Source organism: Bariatricus sp. SGI.161 (assembly GCF_050313695.1).
Taxonomy (GTDB): Bacteria; Bacillota; Clostridia; order Lachnospirales; family Lachnospiraceae; genus JAFBIX01.
Genome location: NZ_JBNPLX010000001.1, coordinates 67427 through 89104, shown reverse-complemented (window position 1 = coordinate 89104; position 21678 = coordinate 67427). Strand labels below are relative to the sequence as shown.

20 protein-coding genes and 1 riboswitch are annotated in these 21678 nt (G+C 39.9%); of the genes, 18 read left to right on the top strand and 2 right to left on the bottom strand.

Going from position 1 to position 21678, the window contains the following annotated elements:
* The first annotated feature begins 90 nt into the window (after positions 1-90).
* From ACQRBH_RS00405 to ACQRBH_RS00335, 15 genes are all read left to right on the top strand, one after another.
* Positions 91-1455, top strand: a complete 1365-nt coding sequence (locus ACQRBH_RS00405; RefSeq protein WP_427760576.1) for an alanine/glycine:cation symporter family protein — start codon at positions 91-93, stop codon at positions 1453-1455.
* A gap of 272 nt (positions 1456-1727) precedes the next feature.
* Positions 1728-1839: riboswitch (glycine riboswitch) on the top strand.
* A gap of 178 nt (positions 1840-2017) precedes the next feature.
* The gene (locus tag ACQRBH_RS00400; protein WP_235231843.1) at positions 2018-2404 is read left to right on the top strand and encodes a GrdX family protein; all 387 of its coding nucleotides are present in this window, start codon (positions 2018-2020) and stop codon (positions 2402-2404) included.
* 72 nt (positions 2405-2476) lie between these two features.
* On the top strand, positions 2477-3757 hold the full coding sequence (locus ACQRBH_RS00395) for a glycine/sarcosine/betaine reductase component B subunit (RefSeq protein WP_235231844.1): 1281 nt from the start codon (positions 2477-2479) through the stop codon (positions 3755-3757).
* Positions 3758-3774: 17 nt separating this feature from the next.
* Complete coding sequence (gene grdB / locus ACQRBH_RS00390; protein WP_427742241.1) at positions 3775-5085, top strand: glycine reductase complex selenoprotein B; 1311 nt, start codon at positions 3775-3777, stop codon at positions 5083-5085.
* 32 nt (positions 5086-5117) lie between these two features.
* The gene (gene trxB / locus ACQRBH_RS00385; RefSeq protein WP_235231846.1) at positions 5118-6062 is read left to right on the top strand and encodes a thioredoxin-disulfide reductase; all 945 of its coding nucleotides are present in this window, start codon (positions 5118-5120) and stop codon (positions 6060-6062) included.
* A 117-nt stretch (positions 6063-6179) separates the two neighbouring features.
* The gene (gene trxA, locus ACQRBH_RS00380) at positions 6180-6497 is read left to right on the top strand and encodes a thioredoxin TrxA (protein WP_235231847.1); all 318 of its coding nucleotides are present in this window, start codon (positions 6180-6182) and stop codon (positions 6495-6497) included.
* Between the two features lie 60 nt (positions 6498-6557).
* Positions 6558-7019: a glycine/sarcosine/betaine reductase complex selenoprotein A gene (gene grdA, locus ACQRBH_RS00375; RefSeq protein ID WP_235231848.1), complete on the top strand. Its 462-nt coding sequence runs from the start codon at positions 6558-6560 to the stop codon at positions 7017-7019.
* A gap of 102 nt (positions 7020-7121) precedes the next feature.
* Positions 7122-8660, top strand: a complete 1539-nt coding sequence (gene grdC / locus ACQRBH_RS00370) for a glycine/sarcosine/betaine reductase complex component C subunit beta (RefSeq protein ID WP_347375862.1) — start codon at positions 7122-7124, stop codon at positions 8658-8660.
* 12 nt (positions 8661-8672) lie between these two features.
* Positions 8673-9827, top strand: coding sequence for a glycine/sarcosine/betaine reductase complex component C subunit alpha (gene grdD / locus ACQRBH_RS00365; protein ID WP_235231850.1), 1155 nt, complete (start codon positions 8673-8675; stop codon positions 9825-9827).
* 91 nt (positions 9828-9918) lie between these two features.
* Positions 9919-10668, top strand: coding sequence for a hypothetical protein (locus ACQRBH_RS00360; RefSeq protein WP_427742240.1), 750 nt, complete (start codon positions 9919-9921; stop codon positions 10666-10668).
* A 120-nt stretch (positions 10669-10788) separates the two neighbouring features.
* Positions 10789-12021 (top strand): GNAT family N-acetyltransferase, encoded by a 1233-nt coding sequence (locus ACQRBH_RS00355; RefSeq protein ID WP_427760574.1) that lies wholly within the window; start codon positions 10789-10791, stop codon positions 12019-12021.
* Entirely contained in the window at positions 12021-12485 is a 465-nt protein-coding gene (locus tag ACQRBH_RS00350; protein WP_427742236.1) for a threonine/serine exporter family protein, read from the top strand. Before ACQRBH_RS00355 ends, ACQRBH_RS00350 begins: the two co-directional genes overlap by 1 nt.
* 69 nt (positions 12486-12554) lie before the next feature.
* Entirely contained in the window at positions 12555-13295 is a 741-nt protein-coding gene (locus tag ACQRBH_RS00345) for an SIR2 family NAD-dependent protein deacylase (protein WP_427742235.1), read from the top strand.
* Between the two features lie 2 nt (positions 13296-13297).
* A complete protein-coding gene (gene gltX / locus ACQRBH_RS00340) occupies positions 13298-14758 on the top strand; it encodes a glutamate--tRNA ligase (protein ID WP_427760572.1) in 1461 nt (486 codons plus the stop codon).
* A 9-nt stretch (positions 14759-14767) separates the two neighbouring features.
* Positions 14768-16609, top strand: a complete 1842-nt coding sequence (locus tag ACQRBH_RS00335) for an ATP-dependent helicase (RefSeq protein WP_427760571.1) — start codon at positions 14768-14770, stop codon at positions 16607-16609.
* Here ACQRBH_RS00335 and ACQRBH_RS00330 read toward each other — a convergent pair.
* Both ACQRBH_RS00330 and ACQRBH_RS00325 read right to left on the bottom strand, forming a co-directional pair.
* A complete protein-coding gene (locus ACQRBH_RS00330) occupies positions 16592-16882 on the bottom strand; it encodes a DUF1292 domain-containing protein (RefSeq protein WP_427742228.1) in 291 nt (96 codons plus the stop codon). The two genes, ACQRBH_RS00335 and ACQRBH_RS00330, sit on opposite strands and share 18 nt — an antisense overlap.
* A 247-nt stretch (positions 16883-17129) precedes the next feature.
* Positions 17130-18059 (bottom strand): DDE-type integrase/transposase/recombinase, encoded by a 930-nt coding sequence (locus ACQRBH_RS00325; RefSeq protein ID WP_427760569.1) that lies wholly within the window; start codon positions 18057-18059, stop codon positions 17130-17132.
* Between the two features lie 212 nt (positions 18060-18271).
* Here ACQRBH_RS00325 and ACQRBH_RS00320 point away from each other — a divergent pair, with 212 nt between their 5' ends.
* The 3 genes from ACQRBH_RS00320 to ACQRBH_RS00310 are packed head-to-tail and all read left to right on the top strand — an operon-like array spanning position 18272 to position 21659.
* Complete coding sequence (locus tag ACQRBH_RS00320; protein ID WP_427760567.1) at positions 18272-19276, top strand: sugar ABC transporter substrate-binding protein; 1005 nt, start codon at positions 18272-18274, stop codon at positions 19274-19276.
* A gap of 27 nt (positions 19277-19303) precedes the next feature.
* Positions 19304-20998 carry an alpha-amylase family glycosyl hydrolase gene (locus ACQRBH_RS00315; protein ID WP_427760565.1) on the top strand — a complete coding sequence of 565 codons (1695 nt, stop codon included), beginning with the start codon at positions 19304-19306 and terminating at the stop codon, positions 20996-20998.
* A 1-nt stretch (position 20999) separates the two neighbouring features.
* Positions 21000-21659: a TraX family protein gene (locus ACQRBH_RS00310; RefSeq protein ID WP_427742225.1), complete on the top strand. Its 660-nt coding sequence runs from the start codon at positions 21000-21002 to the stop codon at positions 21657-21659.
* Positions 21660-21678 lie beyond the last annotated feature (19 nt).

Genomic DNA, 21678 nt, shown 5'->3' with positions numbered 1-21678 from the left:
GCAATTATTGAAGAAAAAAGAGGTGAGTGATATTATAGACACATCGAATAATGTTATTCAAAATATCAATACAATGAAGGGGGTCATGTTGTGGAGGCAGCATTAAATAACATTTTTTCAACTATTGGCAGTTATCTTTCAAACTACATTCTGATCGTAGCACTTTTGGGTGGCGGTATCTGGTTTACTGTGAAGCTCGGATTCATTCAGATAAAGGGCTTCGGCGAGGGAATGAGAAGAACATTTGGTGGACTTTTCGGTAAAAAAGGTGAGGCAGGAAATGATGGTATGTCTTCTTTCCAGGCACTGGCTACAGCCATTGCGGCTCAGGTAGGTACTGGTAATATCGCCGGTGCGGCAACGGCGCTTGCAGTCGGTGGACCGGGAGCAATCTTCTGGATGTGGATTGCAGCATTCCTTGGAATGGCAACAATCTATGCAGAGGCAGTTATGGCACAGAAATATAAGAAGATTGGTGATGACGGAGTTGTGACAGGTGGTCCTGTTTACTATATTCGTGCAGCATTTCAAGGACCATTTGGCAAGTTCCTTGCAGGTGCATTTGCAATCCTGATTGTGCTTGCGCTTGGTTTCATGGGTAATGCTGTGCAGTCCAATTCTATTGCGGCAGCATGGAATACAGCATTTGGAATCCCAAAATGGGTTATGGGTGCTATTCTTGCAGTTGTAGCTCTGTTTGTGTTTGTTGGAGGCATGGGACGTATTGCTAAGATTACTGAGATGATTGTTCCGGCTATGGCAGCACTTTATATTATAGGTTCATTGATTGTCATTATCTATAATTTTAAAGAGATTCCTTATGCGTTCAAATCTATTATTGTAGGTGCGTTTGCACCGTCTGCGGTTGTCGGTGGTGCGGCTGGTGCAACAATCAAGCTTGCACTGACAAAGGGTGTTGCAAGAGGTTTGTTCTCTAATGAGGCTGGTATGGGTTCAACACCTCATGCTCATGCCGTGGCAAAAGTAAATCATCCGGTAGAGCAGGGGTTTGTGGCTATGATCGGTGTGTTTATTGATACATTCATAATTCTGAACCTGACAGCTCTCGTAATTATTACAACACATTCTATTCCGACTGGACTTACCGGAGCAGAGTTAAGCCAGTATGCATTCTCAACATTATATGGAAAAGGTGGAGATATCTTTATTGCTGTATGTATGTTGTTCTTTGCTTTTTCTACTATCCTTGGATGGTATTTCTTTGGACAGGCCAATATCAAGTATCTTTTTGGAGCAAAAGCAGTAAAAGTGTATTCTGTGGTTGTGGCGGTTTGCGTGTTCCTTGGATCACTTGCAGAGGTTGAGCTTGTATGGACAATGCAGGATTGTTTCAACTCCCTGATGGTTATTCCGAACATTCTTGCACTGTTTGCACTTAGCGGAGTGATTAAAGAAGTGCATAATGATTACTTTAAAAATAAAAAGAATAAATAACTATTCGTTATTTCTATAGAAAGTAATGAGAATTTTTGTTGATAAGAATAGAAAGCTTCAATAATTGCAAAGGACAAAATCAACAAAAAAAGAAGTAAATATTGGTGCAATGTGCATAAAATAATTTAATTTTAAGATAGCGGTTGCAAAAAAAATAACAATACGCTATTATAGATATAGGCAATTGAATATATTCAGGAATTCGATAAATCATGTCGAGTATTGAATGAGAATATATTGAAAATGTCTATACATAAAATATAAGAGTGGGATGATATTTTCCAAGAGAGAGTCAGGTTTTTGACCGCCGAAGAGGCAAACCTTATATAAAGTGGTGAATGTATATGAGGCGAAACTTTCAGGCAAAAGGACTGGAGAATGTACCACATTCTGAATCTTGTGCTGTATGATAAAGCTTTATAAGGAATACATTATCAGGGCAAAAGACAGAAAAGGACGATTACGCACATGGTTGTGTTTGAATCGTCCTTTTTTAATTGCTATGCATTTAGTATGATTTTTCATATGGGCTGGCAGATTGACTGAAAGGAGAAAGTGGAACGTGAATCAAAAGAAATACATCATTATAACGAATAATCCACTGGTTTTTGATAAGCTTAAGGAGACGCACAACGTAGAATACAAGGAGATTTCTTACGAAGAGATTCTAAAAGAAGTCAGAGACAGAATCCACGAAGGTCATTTGCTTCTGACGCATCCATTGTCGGGGAGCGTGAAGCCTAATGAAACACCATACAAATCCATAATGATTACGGAGGGAAAGGGGGAGATCGACGAGAGGTCTCTTACGTTGATTGAAAACGCCATACAAGCGTGCCAGAAGTTTGAGTTTAAATCAGACAAATATAAAGCTTCGGTATATGACGATTTTCAGTTGATTGACTGGACCTTGCTGGAAAGTGGAATGGCATCGGCTGATGCGTGGTAGGTCATAAGTGAGGTTGTAAAAGCGTTAAAGCTTACACAATAATATCAAATTTCTTGAAGGAGGGAACTACAAGTGAGATTAGAAATGGGACACATTTACATTAAGGATATTCAGTTCGCAGCTGAGTCTAAGATTGAAGACGGAATCCTTTATGTATCCGAAGAAGCCGTTAAGGCTGTCGCTCTTGAGGATGAGAAGATTAAGAGCGTATCATTTGACATTGCAAAACCAGGTGAGTCAGTAAGAATTACACCAGTTAAAGACGTAATCGAACCAAGAGTTAAAGTTGAAGGAAGAGGGGGAATCTTCCCAGGCGTTATCTCTAAGGTTGATACAGTTGGTGAAGGAAAAACTTATGCATTAAAAGGAATGGCTGTAGTAACAGCAGGTAAGATCGTTGGTTTCCAGGAAGGTATCATTGATATGACAGGTCCGGGAGCTGACTATACACCTTTCTCAAAGACCTTGAACCTGGTAATGGTATGTGAACCAGTTGATGGAATCAAACAGCATGATTATGAGAAGGCTGTTCGTTTCGCAGGATTCAGAGTTGCAGTTTATATTGGGGAATTAGCTCGTGACTTGACACCTGATGAGACAAAAGTATATGAGACATGCACAATTAAAGAAGGTATGGAAAAATATCCAGATCTTCCAAGAGTTGCATATGTTCAGATGCTTCAGAGTCAGGGATTATTACATGACACATATGTATATGGTGTGGATGCAAAGAAAATCGTTCCTACAATCTTAAGCCCAACAGAGATTATGGACGGTGCAATCGTATCTGGTAACTGTGTGTCTGCTTGTGATAAAAACCCTACATATGTACACTTGAACAATCCAGTTGTACATGATCTGTTTGAACAGCACGGAAAAACATTAAACTTTGTATGCCAGATCATCACAAATGAAAATGTATACCTGGCAGATAAACAGCGTTCTTCTGATTGGACAGCTAAGCTGTGTAAGATGTTGGATCTGGATGGCGTTATTGTATCTCAGGAAGGATTTGGTAACCCAGATACAGACCTTATCATGAACTGTAAGAAGATCGAAGCTGAAGGTGTTAAAACTGTAATCATTACAGATGAATATGCTGGACGTGATGGAAAGTCTCAGTCATTGGCTGATGCTGATGCAGCTGCAGATGCAGTAGTAACTGGCGGAAATGCAAACCAGGTAATTATCCTGCCAAAACTTGATAAAGTAATTGGAACTTTGGATTATGTAACCAAGATTGCCGGAGCAAGTGAAGAGACACTTCGCGAAGATGGATCTCTGGAAGTTGAGCTTCAGGTACTCACAGGTGCAACTAATGAGACCGGTTTCAATAAGCTGAGCGCAAGATAGGAAGGGAGGATAATATAATGGCTAAATTAAAAGTTGTTCATTACATCAATCAGTTCTTTGCACAGATTGGTGGAGAAGAGAAAGCAGATTATCCGGCTGAGATTCGTGTTGGCGAGATCGTTGGACCGGGTATGGCATTGACACAGAATTTTGGGGATGAAGCAGAGATTATTGCTACAATCGTTTGTGGTGACTCTTACTTTAATGAGAACCTTGATAAAGCAAAAGCTGATATCCTCGCTATGGTAAAAGAGCAGAATCCAGATGTATTCGTTGCTGGTCCTGCATTTAACGCTGGACGTTATGGTGTTGCTTGCGGAACTATCGCAGCAGCAGTTCAGGAAGAACTTGGAATTCCGGCTGTAACTGGTATGTATGTTGAAAATCCAGGTGCTGATATGTTCAAAGATAAGGTATATATTGTATCTACAAAGAACAGTGCAGCAGGTATGAGAGATGCTATTAAAAAATTAGCTCCTCTTGCATTAAAAGTTGGAAAAGGTGAGCCGATTGGCGCTTCTTGTGAAGAAGGATATATTCCAAATGGTGTTCGTGTGAACTTCTTTGAAAAAGAAAGAGGATCTCAGAGAGCTGTTAAGATGCTTATCAAGAAATTGGCTGACAAACCGTTTGTTACAGAATATCCAATGCCTGACTTCGATAGAGTAGCTCCGAATCCGGCAGTAAAAGATCTTGCTCATGCTAAGATCGCTCTGGTTACTTCTGGTGGTATTGTACCAAAAGGAAATCCAGATCATATTGAAAGTTCAAGTGCATCTCACTATGGTGAGTATGATATCGCTGGTGTTATGGATCTTACCGAAGAGACATATGAAACCGCTCATGGTGGATATGACCCAGTATATGCAAACGAAGACTCTGACCGTGTATTGCCGGTTGATGTACTTCGTGACATGGAAAAAGAAGGAATTATTGGAGAACTGCATCACCTGTTCTACACAACAACAGGAAATGGTACAGCCGTTGCTTCAGCAAAAGCATTTGCAGCAGAATTTTCTCAGAAATTACTGGCTGACGGTGTAGACGCAGTAATCCTTACCTCTACTTGAGGTACCTGTACTCGTTGCGGTGCAACGATGGTTAAAGAGATAGAGAGAGCTGGTATCCCAGTTGTACATATCTGTACAGTAACTCCTATTTCTATGACAGTTGGTGCGAACAGAATCGTTCCGGCTATCGCAATTCCACATCCTCTTGGAAATCCAGCACTGGATAAAGATGAGGAAAAAGCACTTCGTCGTCGTATTGTTGAAAAAGCTTTGAATGCTCTTACAACAGAAGTAGACGATCAGACAATTTTCGACTAGGTGTTACCTTATATTAAAGGAGAATAACAAAAATGGATAAGATTTATGATGTTATTGTCCTGGGTGCAGGTCCTGCTGGTTTAGCAGCAGGACTGTATGCAGGAAGAAGCCGTCTTTCTGTTCTGATTATTGAAAAAGGTCAGGATGGCGGACAGATTGCAATTACAGATGAGATAGAAAACTATCCGGGACAGATCGTAGAAGGCGAATCAGGTCCATCCTTGATTGCAAGAATGACAGAGCAGGCTGCAAAATTTGGAGCAGAGCGTGTGTCTGATACAATCAAAGAAGTAGAACTTGAGGGCGAGATCAAAGTCCTGAAGAGCGCAAAAGAAGAGTACAAAGGAAGAAATGTAATCATTGCTACCGGTGCTCATGCACGTCCGATCGGATGTAAAGGTGAAGCTGAATTCACAGGAAAAGGTGTTTCCTATTGCGCTACATGTGATGCAAACTTCTTCGAAGATTTTGAAGTATATGTAGTAGGTGGTGGAGATTCCGCTGTAGAAGAAGCTATGTATCTTACAAAATTTGCAAGAAAAGTTACGATCATTCACAGACGTAATGAACTTCGTGCTGCAAAATCTATTCAGGAAAAAGCATTCAAGAATCCAAAACTTAACTTTATGTGGGATTCTGTAGTTGAAGAAGTTGGAGGAGATGATATCCTTCAGTGGATGAAAGTGAAGAATGTAAAGACTGGCGAGATCACTACAGTAGAAGCTGATGAAGAAGACGGAATGTTCGGTGTGTTTGGATTTATCGGTACTGTTCCGAATACCAAACCATTTGAAGGAATCATTGACATGGATGAACGTGGATATATCAAGACGGATGCTGATATGCATACAAACATCCCAGGTGTATATGCAGCAGGTGATGTTCGTGTCAAGAGTTTAAGACAGGTTGTAACTGCAGCAGCTGATGGAGCAATCGCAGCTGTTCAGGTAGAAAGAAGCATGTCTGATTACTTCTAGATTATATAGCCGGAGAAAAGTAAATCGCGGTGCGAAGCGGCGCATGGTCATATAGTGACGCCTTTTGGTTCTTCCGGGTTATATAAAAAGCAACATAATAAAAGGAGGATGATACCAATGTTAGATTTGGATAAGACAAACTTTCAGGCTGAAGTATTAGAGGCAGAAGGTTATGTATTTGTAGATTTTTATGGAGATGGATGTGTTCCATGCCAGGCTCTGATGCCAAAGGTACACGAGTTTGCTGAAACATATGGAGATAAATTAAAATTCACATCTCTGAACACAACAAAGGCACGTCGTCTGGCAATCAGTCAGAAGATTCTTGGCCTTCCGGTTATGGCTATTTACAAAGACGGAGAGAAGATCGACGAAGTTGTAAAGGAAGAAGCAACACCGGAAAGTATTGAAGCGATGATTCAGAAATATATCTAAGAGATATTTCTTGATCATATAACATGTTTTTTACCACTTAAGAAAGGAGAAAGCATAATTATGGCTATTTTAGAAGGGAAAAAAGCAATAATTATCGGAGACCGTGATGGAATTCCGGGACCAGCTATCGCTGAATGCGTAAAGACTGCTGGTGCTGAGATCGTATTTTCATCAACGGAATGTTTCGTCTGAACGAGCGCAGGCGCAATGGACTTAGAGAATCAGAAGAGAGTAAAGGAATTCGCTGAAGAATACGGCGCAGAGAACTTAGTAGTAGTTCTTGGAGCAGCTGAAGGCGAAGCTGCAGGTCTTGCAGCTGAGACTGTAACATTAGGCGATCCTACTTTTGCAGGTCCATTGACAGGGGTCCAGCTTGGACTCACGGTATATCACGTATGTGAACCTGAAATCAAAGAAGAATTTGATGAAGCAGTATATGACGAGCAGGTTGGTATGATGGAAATGGTTCTTGACGTAGACGACATCGTTAGTGAGATGGAAGCTATCAGAGAACAGGCTTAATCGATGCTTAAAAAGGGGCAGACCCGGTGTGTACCCACTAGGGTACTGCCTCTTTTTTCTATGAATTTCGTCAAAGCAAGAAAAAAGAAAGGTGGAAAACCCATGAATAGTGTAATCAAAGGAGCAAGCTATGTATTGGCACATACTCCTGATATGGTTTTATATAACGGAACAACTCAGACAACCGAGAGAATCGTAAATCCAGAGTCTGAATATTTAAAAGAACTCCCAGGACATCTCCGCTCTTATGAGGATGCAGTTTCTTACTGGCCAAACCAGACATATATTGGAAATGTACATCCAGATGAGCTGGCTGAGGTAGAGTTCCCATATTATGATAAGAAAAAAGAAGGCGCAGAGCGCTACGGAAAATATGGCGAGATCATGCCAGAGGAAGAATTCCTGTTCCTTGTTCAGGCATGTGATATGTTCGAAGTTGTAAAACTTGACAAAGAATTCGTTGCAAAATATAAAGATGCATTTGCAGCAGACCCGATCATCTCTGATGATATCGTAGAGAAGATCGAGGAAGGTGTGGAGATCGCAGAGATCGAAGCATTGATCAATGATGACCATGCAGAAGCATTATATTTTGAAAACAAACTGGTTGGATGTATCAAGCCTGCTCATGATATCGATGTGAACTTGTCATCACACGTAATGCATGAGAACCTGATGAGCAAGGCATCCAGTGTACTGGCACTTCTCTATGCAGTACGTAATGCAGGAATTGACAAAGCAGATGTAGAGTATGTAATCGACTGTGCGGAAGAGGCATGTGGTGATATGAATCAGCGCGGTGGCGGTAACTTTGCAAAGGCTGCAGCTGAAGTTGCAGGTCTTGTGAATGCAACAGGTTCTGACGCAAGAGGATTCTGTGCAGCTCCGACGCATGCATTGATTGAAGCAGCAGCACTTGTAAAATCCGGTGCATACAAGACGGTAGTAGTTACTGCTGGCGGATGTACAGCAAAACTTGGTATGAATGGAAAAGACCATGTGAAGAAAGGTCTTCCGATCCTTGAGGACTGCCTGGGAGGATTTGCAGTTGTCATTTCTGAAAATGATGGTGTAAACCCAGAAATCGACCTTGGAATGCTTGGACGTCACAGTGTGGGAACAGGTTCCGCACCACAGAACGTAATCGGAAGTCTGGTAGCTGATCCACTTGACAGAGTTGGAATGAAGATTACAGATATCGATAAATTCTCACCAGAGATGCAGAATCCGGACATCACAAAACCGGCAGGAGCAGGAGATGTTCCGCTTGCAAACTACAAGATGATCGCAGCTTTGGCAGTAAAGAGAGGCGAGCTTGACAGAAAAGAACTGGCATCCTTTACAAAAGACCATGGTCTTACCGGATGGGCTCCTACCCAGGGCCATATTCCTTCAGGAGTACCATATGTAGGATTTGCACGTGAAGATATCCTGGAAGGAAAGATTAAGAATGCAATGATCATCGGAAAAGGAAGTCTGTTCCTTGGACGTATGACAAACTTATTTGACGGTGTATCCTTCGTAATTCACGGAAATACAAAGGCAGAAGAAGAAGCTGCTGCAGGTGTATCCGAAGAAGAGGTTAAGGGACTGATCGCAAAAGCAATGAAAGACTTTGCAGCTACCCTGATGGCAGAATAGGGGGGCTTTGATATGGCAAAAAATATTGAAAAGATGATCGCTGAGACATTCATGGAGATGGCACAGGGACTGGAAACAGGAAGCTTTGGCAAGAGACCAAAGGTTGCCCTCACAGGAATGGGAAGCGAGCACGGAGAAGAGAACTCCATGGCTGCAGCAGTGGCGGCAGCAAAAGATGGAATCGATGTATATTACATTGGTACATTAGAGGCAGAAGGCGTAACGACCGTCAAAGTGGCGAATGATGAAGAAGGCCATGATAAGATGGAAGAGATGCTGAAGAATAAAGAAGTGGATGCTGCAGTGACCATGCACTTCCCATTCCCGATCGGTGTATCAACGGTTGGACGCTGTGTAACACCAGCGATGGGAAAAGAGATGTATATTGCGAACACGACCGGAACTTCCAGTACAGACCGTATTGAAGGTATGATCAAGAATGCAATCTATGGAATCATTACTGCAAAAGCATGTGGAAATGCCGCTCCGTCAGTAGGAATCCTGAATGTAGACGGCGCACGTCAGACAGAGAAAGCCCTGAAACAGTTAAAAGAACAGGGATATGACATTACATTTGCAGAGTCATCCAGAGCAGATGGCGGATGTGTGATGAGAGGAAATGATGTGCTTCAGGCATCACCGGACATCATGGTAACGGATTCCCTGACAGGAAATATCCTTGTGAAGATGCTTTCATCTGCAAATACAGGCGGAAGCTTTGAAGCAACAGGATATGGCTATGGGCCAGGCATTGGAGAAGGATATGAACAGTTAGTCATGATCGTATCCAGAGCCAGTGGAGCACCGGTCATTGCAAATGCGATCCGATATGCAGCACAGCTGGTAAGAGGAAAAGTCTTTGAAGTAGCAAAAGAAGAATTTGCGGCAGCTCAGAAGGCTGGATTAAAGGACATCCTGGATGCATTAAAAGCATCTCAGAAACCGGCAGGAGCAGCAGAAGAAGTCAAAGAACCACCAAAAGAGATCGTAACAGCACAGATACCTGGAATTGAGGTTATGGATCTGGAAGATGCAGTGAAAGCATTGTGGAAGATCAATATCTATGCAGAGAGTGGAATGGGATGTACCGGACCAATCATTCGAGTGTCTGATGCAAATCTTGCAAAGGCAGAAGAAGAGCTTAAAAAAGCTGGATATATTCAATAATAATTGTATTGTGGCATCTTGATGTGTCAAGATGCCACTTTCTTTTTAGGAACAGATGGATTTATAATAAAACCGTGAGGTGTTAATAGTTATGGAAGCGGTTTTGAAATTAAGATATCCAGGCATTCATATTTATGTTCCATGGAAGAGAATAATAAGTGCAATTATCAGTATTTTATTTTGGAGTGCTTTAACTGTTGGGGTAATGAATCAGGCACAAGTCTGCGCAGAGCTTCCAACGGTCGAAGGAATGAATAGTACGATGACGCATGCTGTAGATGCAATGTCAACGAATAAAATTTCAATGGTTATCAGAGAACAGACACACACTGGTTCGCCAAGATTTGCCGATGTGGTAAATCTGAATATTAGTGAAATACCTAAAATATCAGTAAAACCCACTGCAATATCGACGGATCCTGTTGAAAAAAGCTATCAGGAATCACTGCCAGATGAAGCTCTTCCAGTGGGAATTTTGGATGAAATACCAGAAGAAGAGGTGGACGTAAGTAACAGTTACATCAATATTAATGGGTTTTTGTGTGATGAGAATGGCTTGATTGTTGGGTACGAAGATATGCCGGTTGCCGATGGAGTTTTGGCATTTCCAAATAACAATAAATGTACTGGAATTGCGAAATCTGTGGCCGAAGGATTGGAAGCAGAGACAATGGAAATCTATATTCCGGGGAATATTACTTACATAGAACCAGGTGCATTTGATAATCTAACGTCACTATTCTACATAGAAGTAGCAGAAGGAAATCCAAATTATTATAGTTCTTGCGGAATCTTATATTTGAAAACAGGAGAAGTATTCTGTTATCCGGCAGGAAGATAGAGATTAGGGATGTTTTTTGAGAAGAACTCAGAAAGCATCCCTAAAACTATGTAAAATTATACTATAATTTTCAGAATGTAGGTGCTATAATAAGTTGGATTAATTGATAGAGGTGCAAAAATGAATATTCAACAGGTTGTAGACAATAAGAAAAAATACATGGATATGTTGCTGATGGCTGACCCGGAAGAACAGATGATCGAGAAGTATCTGGATGAGGGCGAGATGTTTATATTGAAGGAGTATGGGGAGGTCAAGACAGTCTGTGTGGTAATGCTGTTGAAAAATCGTAAATGTGAATTGAAGAACATAGCGACCAGAGAAGAAGACCAAGGAAAAGGCTATGGAAAAAATATGATACTTTTTCTGTGTGAGCATTATAGTTCACAGTGCGATACTATGTATGTAGGAACAGGTAATTGTCAGAAGACGTTAGATTTTTATAAAAAATGTGGATTTGTTAATTCCCATATTATTGTTGATTTTTTTGTAAAGAATTATAAAAAACCGATTTATGAAGATGGTATTATGCTCACAGATATGATTTATTTGAAGAAGCAGCTTGAGTCGGAAGTAAATGTTAAGAAAGTTGTCGATCTTGCTCTGGAAGCTGGAAGAATTCTTTTGAAAAATGGAGCGGAGATATTTCGTGTGGAAGAGACAATTACCAGAATCTGTAATCGTTTTCATGTTGATCAAGTTGATATTTTTACCTTGAGCCATGCAATCTTTGTCACTGCGGAAAATGATATGGAAGAGGCATATACAAAGGTAAAGCAGGTACCTTTGTCTGCTTCGCATCTTGGAATTGTGGCAGAAGTTAATGATTTGTCTCGAGAGATTACTGCTGGGAATGTAGGAATAGATGAAGCATCTGAACGTTTGAAAGTGATTGATAAAATGCCTGCTAAGAAGTGGTATTTTCAAGTGCTTGCGGCTGGTATGGGCAGTGGATTTTTTGGATATTTATTAGGAGCTACGCTGCGAGAGAGTGTGATTGCGTTCTGCATTGGATGTCTGTTGTATTTATGGGTATTGGTTGGAAAGAAACATAATATGTCTAAGATGATCGTGAATATTGTGGGAGGAGCGATTATTACTTTGATGGCAATCATTGCGATTCATCTTCCTTTTCTAGGGGGAGTCAGATTGGAAGGAATGATTATCGGTTCAATCATGCCGTTGGTTCCGGGACTGGCATTTGTGAATGCAATACGAGACATAGCGGACAGTGATTTTCTGTCCGGAACAGTGCGTATGATTGATGCGTTGCTTACGTTTGTTTATATAGCAGTAGGTGTAGGATTGACGCTCAGTATTTACAATAACATGGGAGGAGGACTTATGATATAATGGGAATTCTGATTAATATATTGTGTGCTTTTATGGGTACTATTGGATATGCTATATTGTTTAATGTTCCCAAGCGTTTTTATCTATGCTGCGGAATGACGGGAGCTGCCGGGTGGCTTATGTATCTGATTGTTCATGAATTTTCTTCTCCGGCAGTAGCTTCGTTTTTTGGAACACTGGTGGTAGTCTTGATTTCGAGAATGCTGACAGTCAAGATGAAATGTCCAATTACGATATTTCTTGTATCAGGAATTTTTCCAATGGTACCTGGAGCAGGAGTATATTTTACAGCTTATTATTTGGTAACTAATCAGTTGGGACTGGCAGTACAGAAGGGGATGGAATCTTTGAAAATTGCATTTGCCATGGTACTGGGAATTGTCTTGATTGTATCTATACCACGAGAAGTATTTCAGGCGAATTATTGGAGAGAAAGAAAATTCAGACGGCTTAGAAAAGGTTGATGGAAGTTAAAGGGTTGTGCTACAATAAATATGTATTCCAGGTTATGTAATAAGAGGGAGGGATGCTACATGTTGGAAAGAACTTTACTGAAGATATTGCAAGAAAGCAAGTATACTACTGTTTTAAGTGGTTTTGGTATGTTGATCGAGAGTGATTATCCGGCAATTCGAGACGGAGATGAGTCTTATGATATTGAGTTAAAATACGGATATTCTTGTGAAGAATTGTTTTCGAGCGCATTTTACTCCACCCGAAAAGATCAATTTTTTGAGTTTTATCGAAATGAGTTGTTAAGTCATTTAGATAAACCGCCAGGAAAAGGGTTTTATGAGATGGCGGAATTGGAAAAAGCAGGTTTGTTTCAGTCAATTATTACCAGGCGTATTTTTGGCCTTCCTGGAAGAGCTGGTTGTAAGAATGTAATTAATCTGCATGGTAGTGTATATGATAATTATTGTCCGCATTGTGGACGCAAGTATTCTATGGAATATGTCAGAGATTCTGCCAGAGTTCCGTTGTGTGAGCATTGTAATACGCCAATTCGTCCTAAGGTATGTTTGTTCGGTGAGATGGTAGACAATGCAGTTATTACAAAAGCGGCAGAAGAGATTCAGAAAGCAGATGTATTGCTGGTGCTTGGAACGAATCTCAATTCATATCTCTGTAGTCAGCTGATAGATTATTACGATGGAAGTAAGCTGATTTTAGTAAATGAAGAGCCTCATTTTTCTGATAAATATGCAGATATTGTAATTCATGCAAGAGTAGATGATACATTAGAAAAAATACGAAAGGAATTAGGAAGATAATCATGAGTAAAGTAAGAACAAGATTTGCACCAAGTCCTACAGGGAGAATGCATGTAGGAAATTTAAGAACAGCGCTATACGCTTATTTGATTGCAAAGCATGAAGGTGGAGATTTCATGCTGAGGATTGAAGATACGGATCAGGAGCGTTTTGTAGACGGTGCGCTGGAGATCATTTATCATACATTAGCGGAGACAGGCTTGATTCATGATGAGGGCCCGGATAAAGATGGAGGAGTAGGTCCATATGTGCAGAGTGAACGTAATGCATCAGGTCTTTATCTGAAATATGCCAAGCAGTTGATCGAACAGGGAGATGCATATTATTGCTTTTGTGACAAAGAGAGACTGGATTTATTAAAGAGCAGTGTTTCTGCTGATGGTGGAACAGAAATTGTTGTATATGATAAGCATTGTCTGGGATTAAGCAAGGAGGAAGTAGAAGCGAATCTGGCAGCCGGTAAGCCGTACGTTATACGGTTTAATATGCCGACGGAGGGGACAACAACTTTCCATGATGATATTTATGGTGACATTACAGTTCCAAATGAGGAATTAGAAGATTTGATCTTGATCAAATCAGACGGCTATCCGACATATAATTTTGCTAATGTTATTGATGATCATTTGATGGGAATTACGCATGTTGTACGTGGAAATGAATATTTGTCATCTGCGCCGAAATATAACAAGATTTATGAGGCGTTTGGATGGGAGATTCCAACATATGTACATTGTCCATTAATTACTGATGAGAATCATAAAAAACTGAGCAAGCGTTGTGGACATTCTTCATATGAGGATTTGATCAATCAGGGATTTGTTACAGAAGCAGTTGTGAATTATGTTGCATTGTTGGGATGGTGTCCATCTGGCAATCAGGAGATATTCTCGTTGGAAGAATTGGTGAAGGAATTCGATTATCATCATATGAGTAAGTCGCCGGCGGTGTTTGATATCGTGAAATTAAAATGGATGAATGGTGAATATTTAAAATCCATGGATTTTGATAAATTTTATCATATGGCAGAACCATATATCAGAGAAGTTGTGACAAAAGATTATGATCTGAAGAAAATAGCAGCTCTGGTAAAGACTAGAATCGAAATTTTCCCAGATATTAAAGAACAGATTGACTTCTTTGAAGAGTTGCCGGATTATGACACTACTATGTATTGCCATAAAAAGATGAAAACCAATGAAGAAAATTCACTTGAGGTCCTTCAGGAGATTCTTCCAATTCTTGAAGAGCAGGAGGACTTTAGCAATGATGCTCTCTTTGCCACATTAAAAGGTTATGTGGATGAAAAAGGTGTGAAGACAGGTTTTGTGATGTGGCCGGTCAGAACGGCAGTATCTGGAAAGCAGAGTACTCCTGGCGGAGCAACAGAGATTATGGAAATCCTTGGAAAAGAAGAATCTCTTAAGAGAATCAGGAAAGGAATTGAGTTATTAAGCAAATAAGGTGAATCTATGAGTTTAAATCAGGCTCAGGCTGAGGCGGTCGCCCATAAGAATGGACCATGTATGGTTCTTGCCGGTCCCGGTTCCGGGAAAACTCTTACCATAGCGAAAAGAATAGAATATCTGATTACAAAGTATAAGGTAAGACCAGAAGAAATTCTGGTCATTACCTTTACAAAGTATGCTGCAAATGAGATGAAGAACCGTTTCCGACAAATTATAGGAACATCAGGGGTACCGGTGACTTTTGGTACATTTCATGGGATTTATTACGGAATTTTGAAGTGGGCCTATGGACTGAATCAGGCTAATTTATTGTTGGAGGAAGAAAAGATTCAGCTCATTAAGCAAATTGCGGTATCTATGGATTGGGGAGAAATATCAGATGCGGAAGAGGAGAAAGATATTCTTGAAGAATTGGCAATAGAAATAGGAAATGTGAAAAATAATTGTTATGATATTCAATCCTATGAATCTTCTCGTTATGGGACAAACAGATTTCGGGAACTGTATCAGTCATATGAGAAAGAAAAAAGAAAATTAAGAAAAATTGATTTTGAAGATATGCTGGTGATGTGTCGGGATCTTTTTCGAAGTCGGCCAGATATCTTAGAAAAATGGCAGAAAAAATTCCGTTATATTCTTGTGGATGAATTTCAAGATGTAAATCAGGCACAGTACGATGTTGTCAGGATGCTTGCTGAACCGGAAAATAATTTGTTTGTGGTAGGCGACGATGACCAGTCTATCTATGGATTCAGAGGTGCAAAACCTGGTATCATGATGGAATTCCGAAAAAATTATCCAGAATCGAAACAAATCCTTTTAAATATTAATTATCGTTCAACCGCGCATATCGTAAGAGGTGCATTGCGCGTTATTGCACATAATCAGGAACGTTATGAGAAAGAAATCATTTCCAAGAAAAAACCGGGAGAGACTATACATGTTCAGGAGGTAAAAGATCCGGTTGAAGAGAGTAAATATGTGTTGGAGAAGATAAAAGAGTATGTTGCCCAGGGGATTCCTTATCATCAGATTGCTGTGTTGTATCGGACGAATTTAGATGCAAGGGCGCTTTCTGAAACACTGATGGAGTATCAGATACCTTTTACGATGAAAGAATATCTGAATAATATTTATGATCATTTTGTAGGGATCGATATCAGTAGTTATTTCCATTTGTCACAAGGAGATTATGACCGAAAATATTTTCTTCAGGTTGCCAACCGTCCAAAACGTTATATTGGTCGTGACAGCTTAAGTGGGGATAAAATTAGTTATGAATCATTACGAAATTTCTATTGTGATAAGGATTGGATGATGGATCGAATTGACCAGTTGGAATGGGATATGAAGATGATTCAGAATAAGACGCCATTTGCTGCGATTCAATATATTCGAAAAAGTATGGGATATGATGAATTCTTAAAAGAATACGCCGCATATAGAAAGATATCCTTAGAGGAAATCATGACTGTTCTGGATGAGATACAACAGAATTCCAGAGAGTTTCAGACTATCAGAGAATGGTTTGTTCATGTAGATAATTATCGGGAGATGTTGGAAAAGCAGAGAGAAAAAAAGGAGAGTAAAGAGGGTGTTGCTCTCATGACAATCCATGGGGCCAAAGGGCTGGAGTATGACTCTGTTTTTATTATTGAAAGTAATGAAGGAAGTATACCATATAAGAAAGCAAAGACTCCTGATGATATAGAAGAAGAACGAAGATTATTTTATGTAGCTATGACACGTGCCAAAAGAAAGCTGATTATTAGTTATGTAAAAGAAAAAAACGGAAAGGATATCAATCCTTCCCGTTTTGTCGAGGAACTACTCCTCGTCGTCTAACTCTTCAAATTCCTGTGTATCCATCCATTCGTCAAAAGCGTCAGCAGCAATTTCATATTCGTCATCATCTTCGATATTCTCAAGCTCTGGTTCGCCGCTTTCGTTTTCAATATAACGGTAAAGATATACATCGCCGTTTTCTGTCTCGCCATTTTCATTAAGAGGAAGAAGAGCGATGTATTCTTTGCCGCTCGCTTCAAATAATGTTAGAATGGCACATTCAACGACTTCATCGTTGTCGAGAGTAAGCTCAACTGTCATGTATTCATCCATAGCATAATCTCCTTTATTTATAGATACTTTAACTGTACCAAAGGAGCATACAAAATGCAAGGATGTTTTGGAGGAAATACAAGAAAATGAAATGTATAGGTGTCAATGATTGGTAACACTTCACCCCTCAGATAATGTCAAGGGAAAGGTGGAGATTCCCAAAGGGAATACTACCTGACCTTGACATTATCCTTCATGATATACTGGTTCACGGCGGCAGCACTCTATGCTGTCGCCCTTGGCTACTCTAAAACATAACATTTTGATACATTCTTACAACGGTATTCGGACTTCTCATTCCTAAACACGTTTTTATATAGTTGTTTGATTTCTTCTGATATACTGCAAGCTGTTTTCGTCCATCTTCCAGATTATACATCCGCATTTGCTTATAAAACCGTGCTTCATCCTGACGATGCTGTCTCTCCACTTTCCCATTATGTCTTGGGGTTGCTATCTGGATCCGGTGATATAAGATTCCCAGTTCCTCCAACGCTTTCTCAAACATGGTGAGGTGTTTGCTCTTAATCACCAACAGCCGATTTGTGAATTCACATCCATTATCCGTCTGAACTTCTCGAATCGGAAACGGTGCGTGCTGTATTAGTTTGAGTAAAAAATCTTTTGAACTATAGGTACTATGCTCATCATACATCTCTCGGTATGTCCATCTGCTACACTCATCTACTGCCGTATACTGGTAATACTTTCTTCCATCTGTCACACAGTAAGATGGCACATATTTTACATCTATCTGTATTTTCTGCCCTGGATAATCGGCTCGTTGATACGGTTTCAGTTTGCGTTTCTTTTTCTTCTTTTTGTCTGGTTTTAAAGCCTTTAAACGCCTTACAACTCGTTTGAAACCTCCATAGCTTCGGGTATATCCATCTTTCTCTATTAAATCCTGATATGCCAGAAGCAGATCTGTCCATTTGTATTTTTTCAGTCGGCGCCGGATTTGGCGAAGCTCCTGTTCCGTATGACTTCCTGGAGAAGTCTTGGGTCTGTGACTTCGATCCTCCAGGCTTGCTAAGGTTCCGTCGTACCGTGAAATCCATTTATAAACCGTTTTACGGCTCACACGGTAACGGATTGCCGTTTCTGTTACAGAATGTTTCTGCGCATATTTAACAATACGTTGACGATGATATTTTGAGTGTGATAAACTTGACATACAAGGATTCCCCTTTCGTTAAGATCATTGGTTTTTCGTCAACTCCAATATATCATATCGAAGTGAATCCTTGTTTTTTATTTGTTACCTATCTATTGTATCCCAACAGTTTTGGAGGAAATACAAGAAAATGAAAACAGTAGCCAAACAAGTAAAAATGTTGTAAAATGTATATTAAATATGCGAACATATGCATAAGGAGGAAAACTATTATGATGAGAAAGAGAATGTTAAGAGTATTATCAGTGATGCTCATATGCATTTTCGCATTGTCCGCCTGCAAGAAGAATGTAGGTACTCCGGAGGACAATGCTGTTACGGAAGAGACACAGGATAGTGAAGAGACAGAAGAAGATACATATGTATTTGGCTTTACGGCAATCGATATGGAAAATCCATATTTTATAACGCTGGAGGCAGCAATGAGAGAAGCAATTGAAGATGAAGGATATCAGTTAATCACGAAAGACCCGGGATCGGATCCAGAACTTCAGGCAACCCAGATTGAAGAGATGATAGAGGAAGGCATTGATGCTATTTTCCTTTGCCCAGTGGATTGGGAAGCGATTACTCCATCTTTGGAAAAGCTGAAAGATGCAGATGTCAAAATCATTAATGTTGACACACAAGTAAAAGAGATGGATTATGTAGACGCATATGTAGGGTCGGATAATGAAAAAGCGGGATATATTTGCGGGGAAGATCTGATCGAAAGATGCCCGGATGGAGGAAAAGTTGCTATTTTAGAATGTCCGACACAGAATTCAATTAATGATAGAATTACAGGATTTGAAGAAGCAATCGCAAAAGCCGAGAAGGGATTTGAAGTTGTTGCCAGAGCCGATACGAATGGAGAATTTGAAAAGGCCTTGGATGCTGCGGAAAAGATTGTAGATGAATATCCTGATGTAATGGCTATTATGTGTGGAAATGATCAATTGGCAGTTGCAGCGAAGACGGCTGTGAATCTGGCGGGACTTGACAAGGTAATCATCTATGGTGTAGATGGTTCTCCTGACATAAAGAAGGAGCTGAAGAAATCAGAAAGTCAGATAGCAGGAACAGCAGCACAATCTCCTATTAATATGGGAAAAACAGCAGCTCAGGTTGGAATTGACATATTAGAAGGAAATGAATACGAAGAAGAGACCTATGAAGATGTATTTATGATTGATAAAGATAACGTTGATATGTATGGCGTAGATGGGTGGCAGTAAAAATATAGACGACAGGAAGGATAAAGCATGAAAGAGATACAGGGAAGACCTTTACCACTAGGAGTTACGATGATAGGAAATACCATGAATTTTTCGGTGGCAGTACCACAGGAGAAGGAGTGTCAGTTATTGTTATACCATGCAGGAGAAAAGAAACCCTGTATGTCTTTTGGAATGAAGAAATCGATTGGGGAAGTAAGATATATTGCGCTGGAAGATATTGACCCATCTGAATATGAATATAATTATGAGATGGATGGGGAGATTGTTGTTGATCCATATGTAAAAGCGTTGGCAGGACGCGAAAAATGGGGGCAGGCAAGAGATGTTCAGATGCATGAAGTGCGAGGAAAGCTGGATATCAAAGAATATGACTGGGAAGGTGATGCGCCTTTGCAGCTTCCGTATCATAGTATTATTGCATATAGCCTGCATGTAAGAGGATTTACAAAACATTCTTCATCTAAGGTAAAGGCCAAAGGGACATTTCGGGGAGTGATTGAAAAAATACCTTATCTGAAAGAACTTGGAATCAACCAGATTCAGTGTATGCCGGTATATGATTTTGAAGAAAATCTTCAATATTGTAATTACTGGGGATATGGGGATGCTTATTGTTTTGCACCAAAGGGTGCTTATGCCTATTCAAAAGATGCTGTAAATGAATTAAAAGATATGGTCAAATCCTGCCATAGAGAAGGAATAGAAGTTGTGTTGGAAATGCCGTTTTCTGGTAATGTTCCAAAACAGATGATGGAAGAATGTCTAAGATATTATATGATGGAATATCATGTAGATGGATTCATACTAAATCCATCTTCGGCACCCATGGAGGGTATCTGTGCGGATCCGATTTTGAAGAAAACAAAGATTATGGTACATCAGACCGGATTTCAGACGGTGATGCGACGATTCTTGAAAAGTGATGAAGGAATGATTCCTGAAGTTATGTATTGGCTGCGGCATAATTCTCTGGGAGACAGAACTTATAATTATATTACGAATCAGAACGGATTTACTTTGTATGATCTGGTATCCTATGATGGAAAACATAATGAAGCGAATGGAGAAAATAATCAGGACGGTCCGGAATACAATTACAGTTGGAATTGTGGTGTGGAAGGTGTGACTCGTAAAAAGGCTGTTCTGGAATTACGTCAGCAACAAATAAAAAATGCATTTTTCTTGTTGCTCTTTGCACAAGGAACACCTTGTATTCTGGCGGGCGACGAATTTGAAAATACACAAAAAGGCAATAATAATGTGTATTGTCAGGATAATCCAGTGGGATGGTTAGATTGGAGTAAGTTAGAAAAGAAAAAAGAATTGCACGATTTTGTAAAGAAATTGATCGAAATACGGAAAGCATATCCAGCGTTCTGGCCGGAAGAAGAAATGCGGGGAATTGATCAAGTCAGTTGTGGAGTCCCTGATGTATCTTATCATGGTGAGAGTGCATGGAGAGTTCCGTCGGAGGTTTCCAGCAGGCAATTAGGAGTTTATTATAGTGGCGCTGCTGTCGGAGGAGAAGACTGCTTTGTGGCATACAATATGCATTGGCAGGAACATCCATTTGCTTTACCGGCATTGTCGTCAGGAAAGAAATGGTATAAAATAGCTTCAACCAGTGAAGGAGTTTTAGAAGAACCAGAACTTTTGGATAATCAGAGACTGGTCGAAGTAGCAGAAAGGACTATTATGCTGGTTATAGGCAGGAAATAGCATGAGATTGGTACAGAAAATTAGACTCACATCTTATCAATTAAAATGGATTGCAATTATTACAATGGTCATAGACCATACGGGTGCAGTCCTTTTTCCAGAATGTATGTTGATGAGGGAGATAGGAAGAGTGTCCTTTCCAATATTTTGCTTTTTGTTAGTGGAAGGGTTTTTTCATACGCATGACTTATATCAATATATGATAAGGCTTGGAACTTTTGCTGTAATCTCGGAGATTCCCTATGATCTTGCTTTTCGTGAAACAATATTGGAATTCACTCATCAGAATGTTTTTTTTACTTTACTTTTAGGCGTGCTTATGATGTATGTGCTGCAAATGGCAGGTGAATGGCCGACGAAAGTGGTTGAAGTATTATTGGTGATGTGGGCGGCTGTATGTTTGAAGACAGATTATAGTTTTAAGGGAATTCTTTTGATTTTGGTTTTTTATTTGTTTCGTCAGAATAAAAGATTGAAACTGGCAGGGGGAATTTTGTGGAACTTTCTCTGGAAAGGGAACTTGCAGAAATATGGAGCTATTGCGATGTTTCCTATTGCATTATATAATGGAGAACGAGGAAAAGGAATAAAATACTTTTTTTACATTTTCTATCCAATGCACTTGTTCCTGTTATTTTTGATGAAAAGATTGATTGGATGATGAAAGAAAGAGAAGTAAA

What these genes read in the sequence shown, in the direction of transcription:
- ACQRBH_RS00325 (WP_427760569.1), bottom strand. Translation starts at nt 18,059, where the DNA reads ATGTCAAGTTTATCACACTCAAAATATCATCGTCAACGTATTGTTAAA.
- ACQRBH_RS00330 (WP_427742228.1), bottom strand. Translation starts at nt 16,882, where the DNA reads ATGGATGAATACATGACAGTTGAGCTTACTCTCGACAACGATGAAGTC.
- ACQRBH_RS00315 (WP_427760565.1), top strand. Translation starts at nt 19,304, where the DNA reads ATGAAAGAGATACAGGGAAGACCTTTACCACTAGGAGTTACGATGATA.
- ACQRBH_RS00355 (WP_427760574.1), top strand. Translation starts at nt 10,789, where the DNA reads ATGAATATTCAACAGGTTGTAGACAATAAGAAAAAATACATGGATATG.
- ACQRBH_RS00360 (WP_427742240.1), top strand. Translation starts at nt 9,919, where the DNA reads ATGGAAGCGGTTTTGAAATTAAGATATCCAGGCATTCATATTTATGTT.
- gltX (WP_427760572.1), top strand. Translation starts at nt 13,298, where the DNA reads ATGAGTAAAGTAAGAACAAGATTTGCACCAAGTCCTACAGGGAGAATG.
- trxB (WP_235231846.1), top strand. Translation starts at nt 5,118, where the DNA reads ATGGATAAGATTTATGATGTTATTGTCCTGGGTGCAGGTCCTGCTGGT.
- ACQRBH_RS00310 (WP_427742225.1), top strand. Translation starts at nt 21,000, where the DNA reads ATGAGATTGGTACAGAAAATTAGACTCACATCTTATCAATTAAAATGG.
- grdC (WP_347375862.1), top strand. Translation starts at nt 7,122, where the DNA reads ATGAATAGTGTAATCAAAGGAGCAAGCTATGTATTGGCACATACTCCT.
- ACQRBH_RS00350 (WP_427742236.1), top strand. Translation starts at nt 12,021, where the DNA reads ATGGGAATTCTGATTAATATATTGTGTGCTTTTATGGGTACTATTGGA.
- grdD (WP_235231850.1), top strand. Translation starts at nt 8,673, where the DNA reads ATGGCAAAAAATATTGAAAAGATGATCGCTGAGACATTCATGGAGATG.
- ACQRBH_RS00335 (WP_427760571.1), top strand. Translation starts at nt 14,768, where the DNA reads ATGAGTTTAAATCAGGCTCAGGCTGAGGCGGTCGCCCATAAGAATGGA.
- ACQRBH_RS00320 (WP_427760567.1), top strand. Translation starts at nt 18,272, where the DNA reads ATGATGAGAAAGAGAATGTTAAGAGTATTATCAGTGATGCTCATATGC.
- ACQRBH_RS00345 (WP_427742235.1), top strand. Translation starts at nt 12,555, where the DNA reads ATGTTGGAAAGAACTTTACTGAAGATATTGCAAGAAAGCAAGTATACT.
- trxA (WP_235231847.1), top strand. Translation starts at nt 6,180, where the DNA reads ATGTTAGATTTGGATAAGACAAACTTTCAGGCTGAAGTATTAGAGGCA.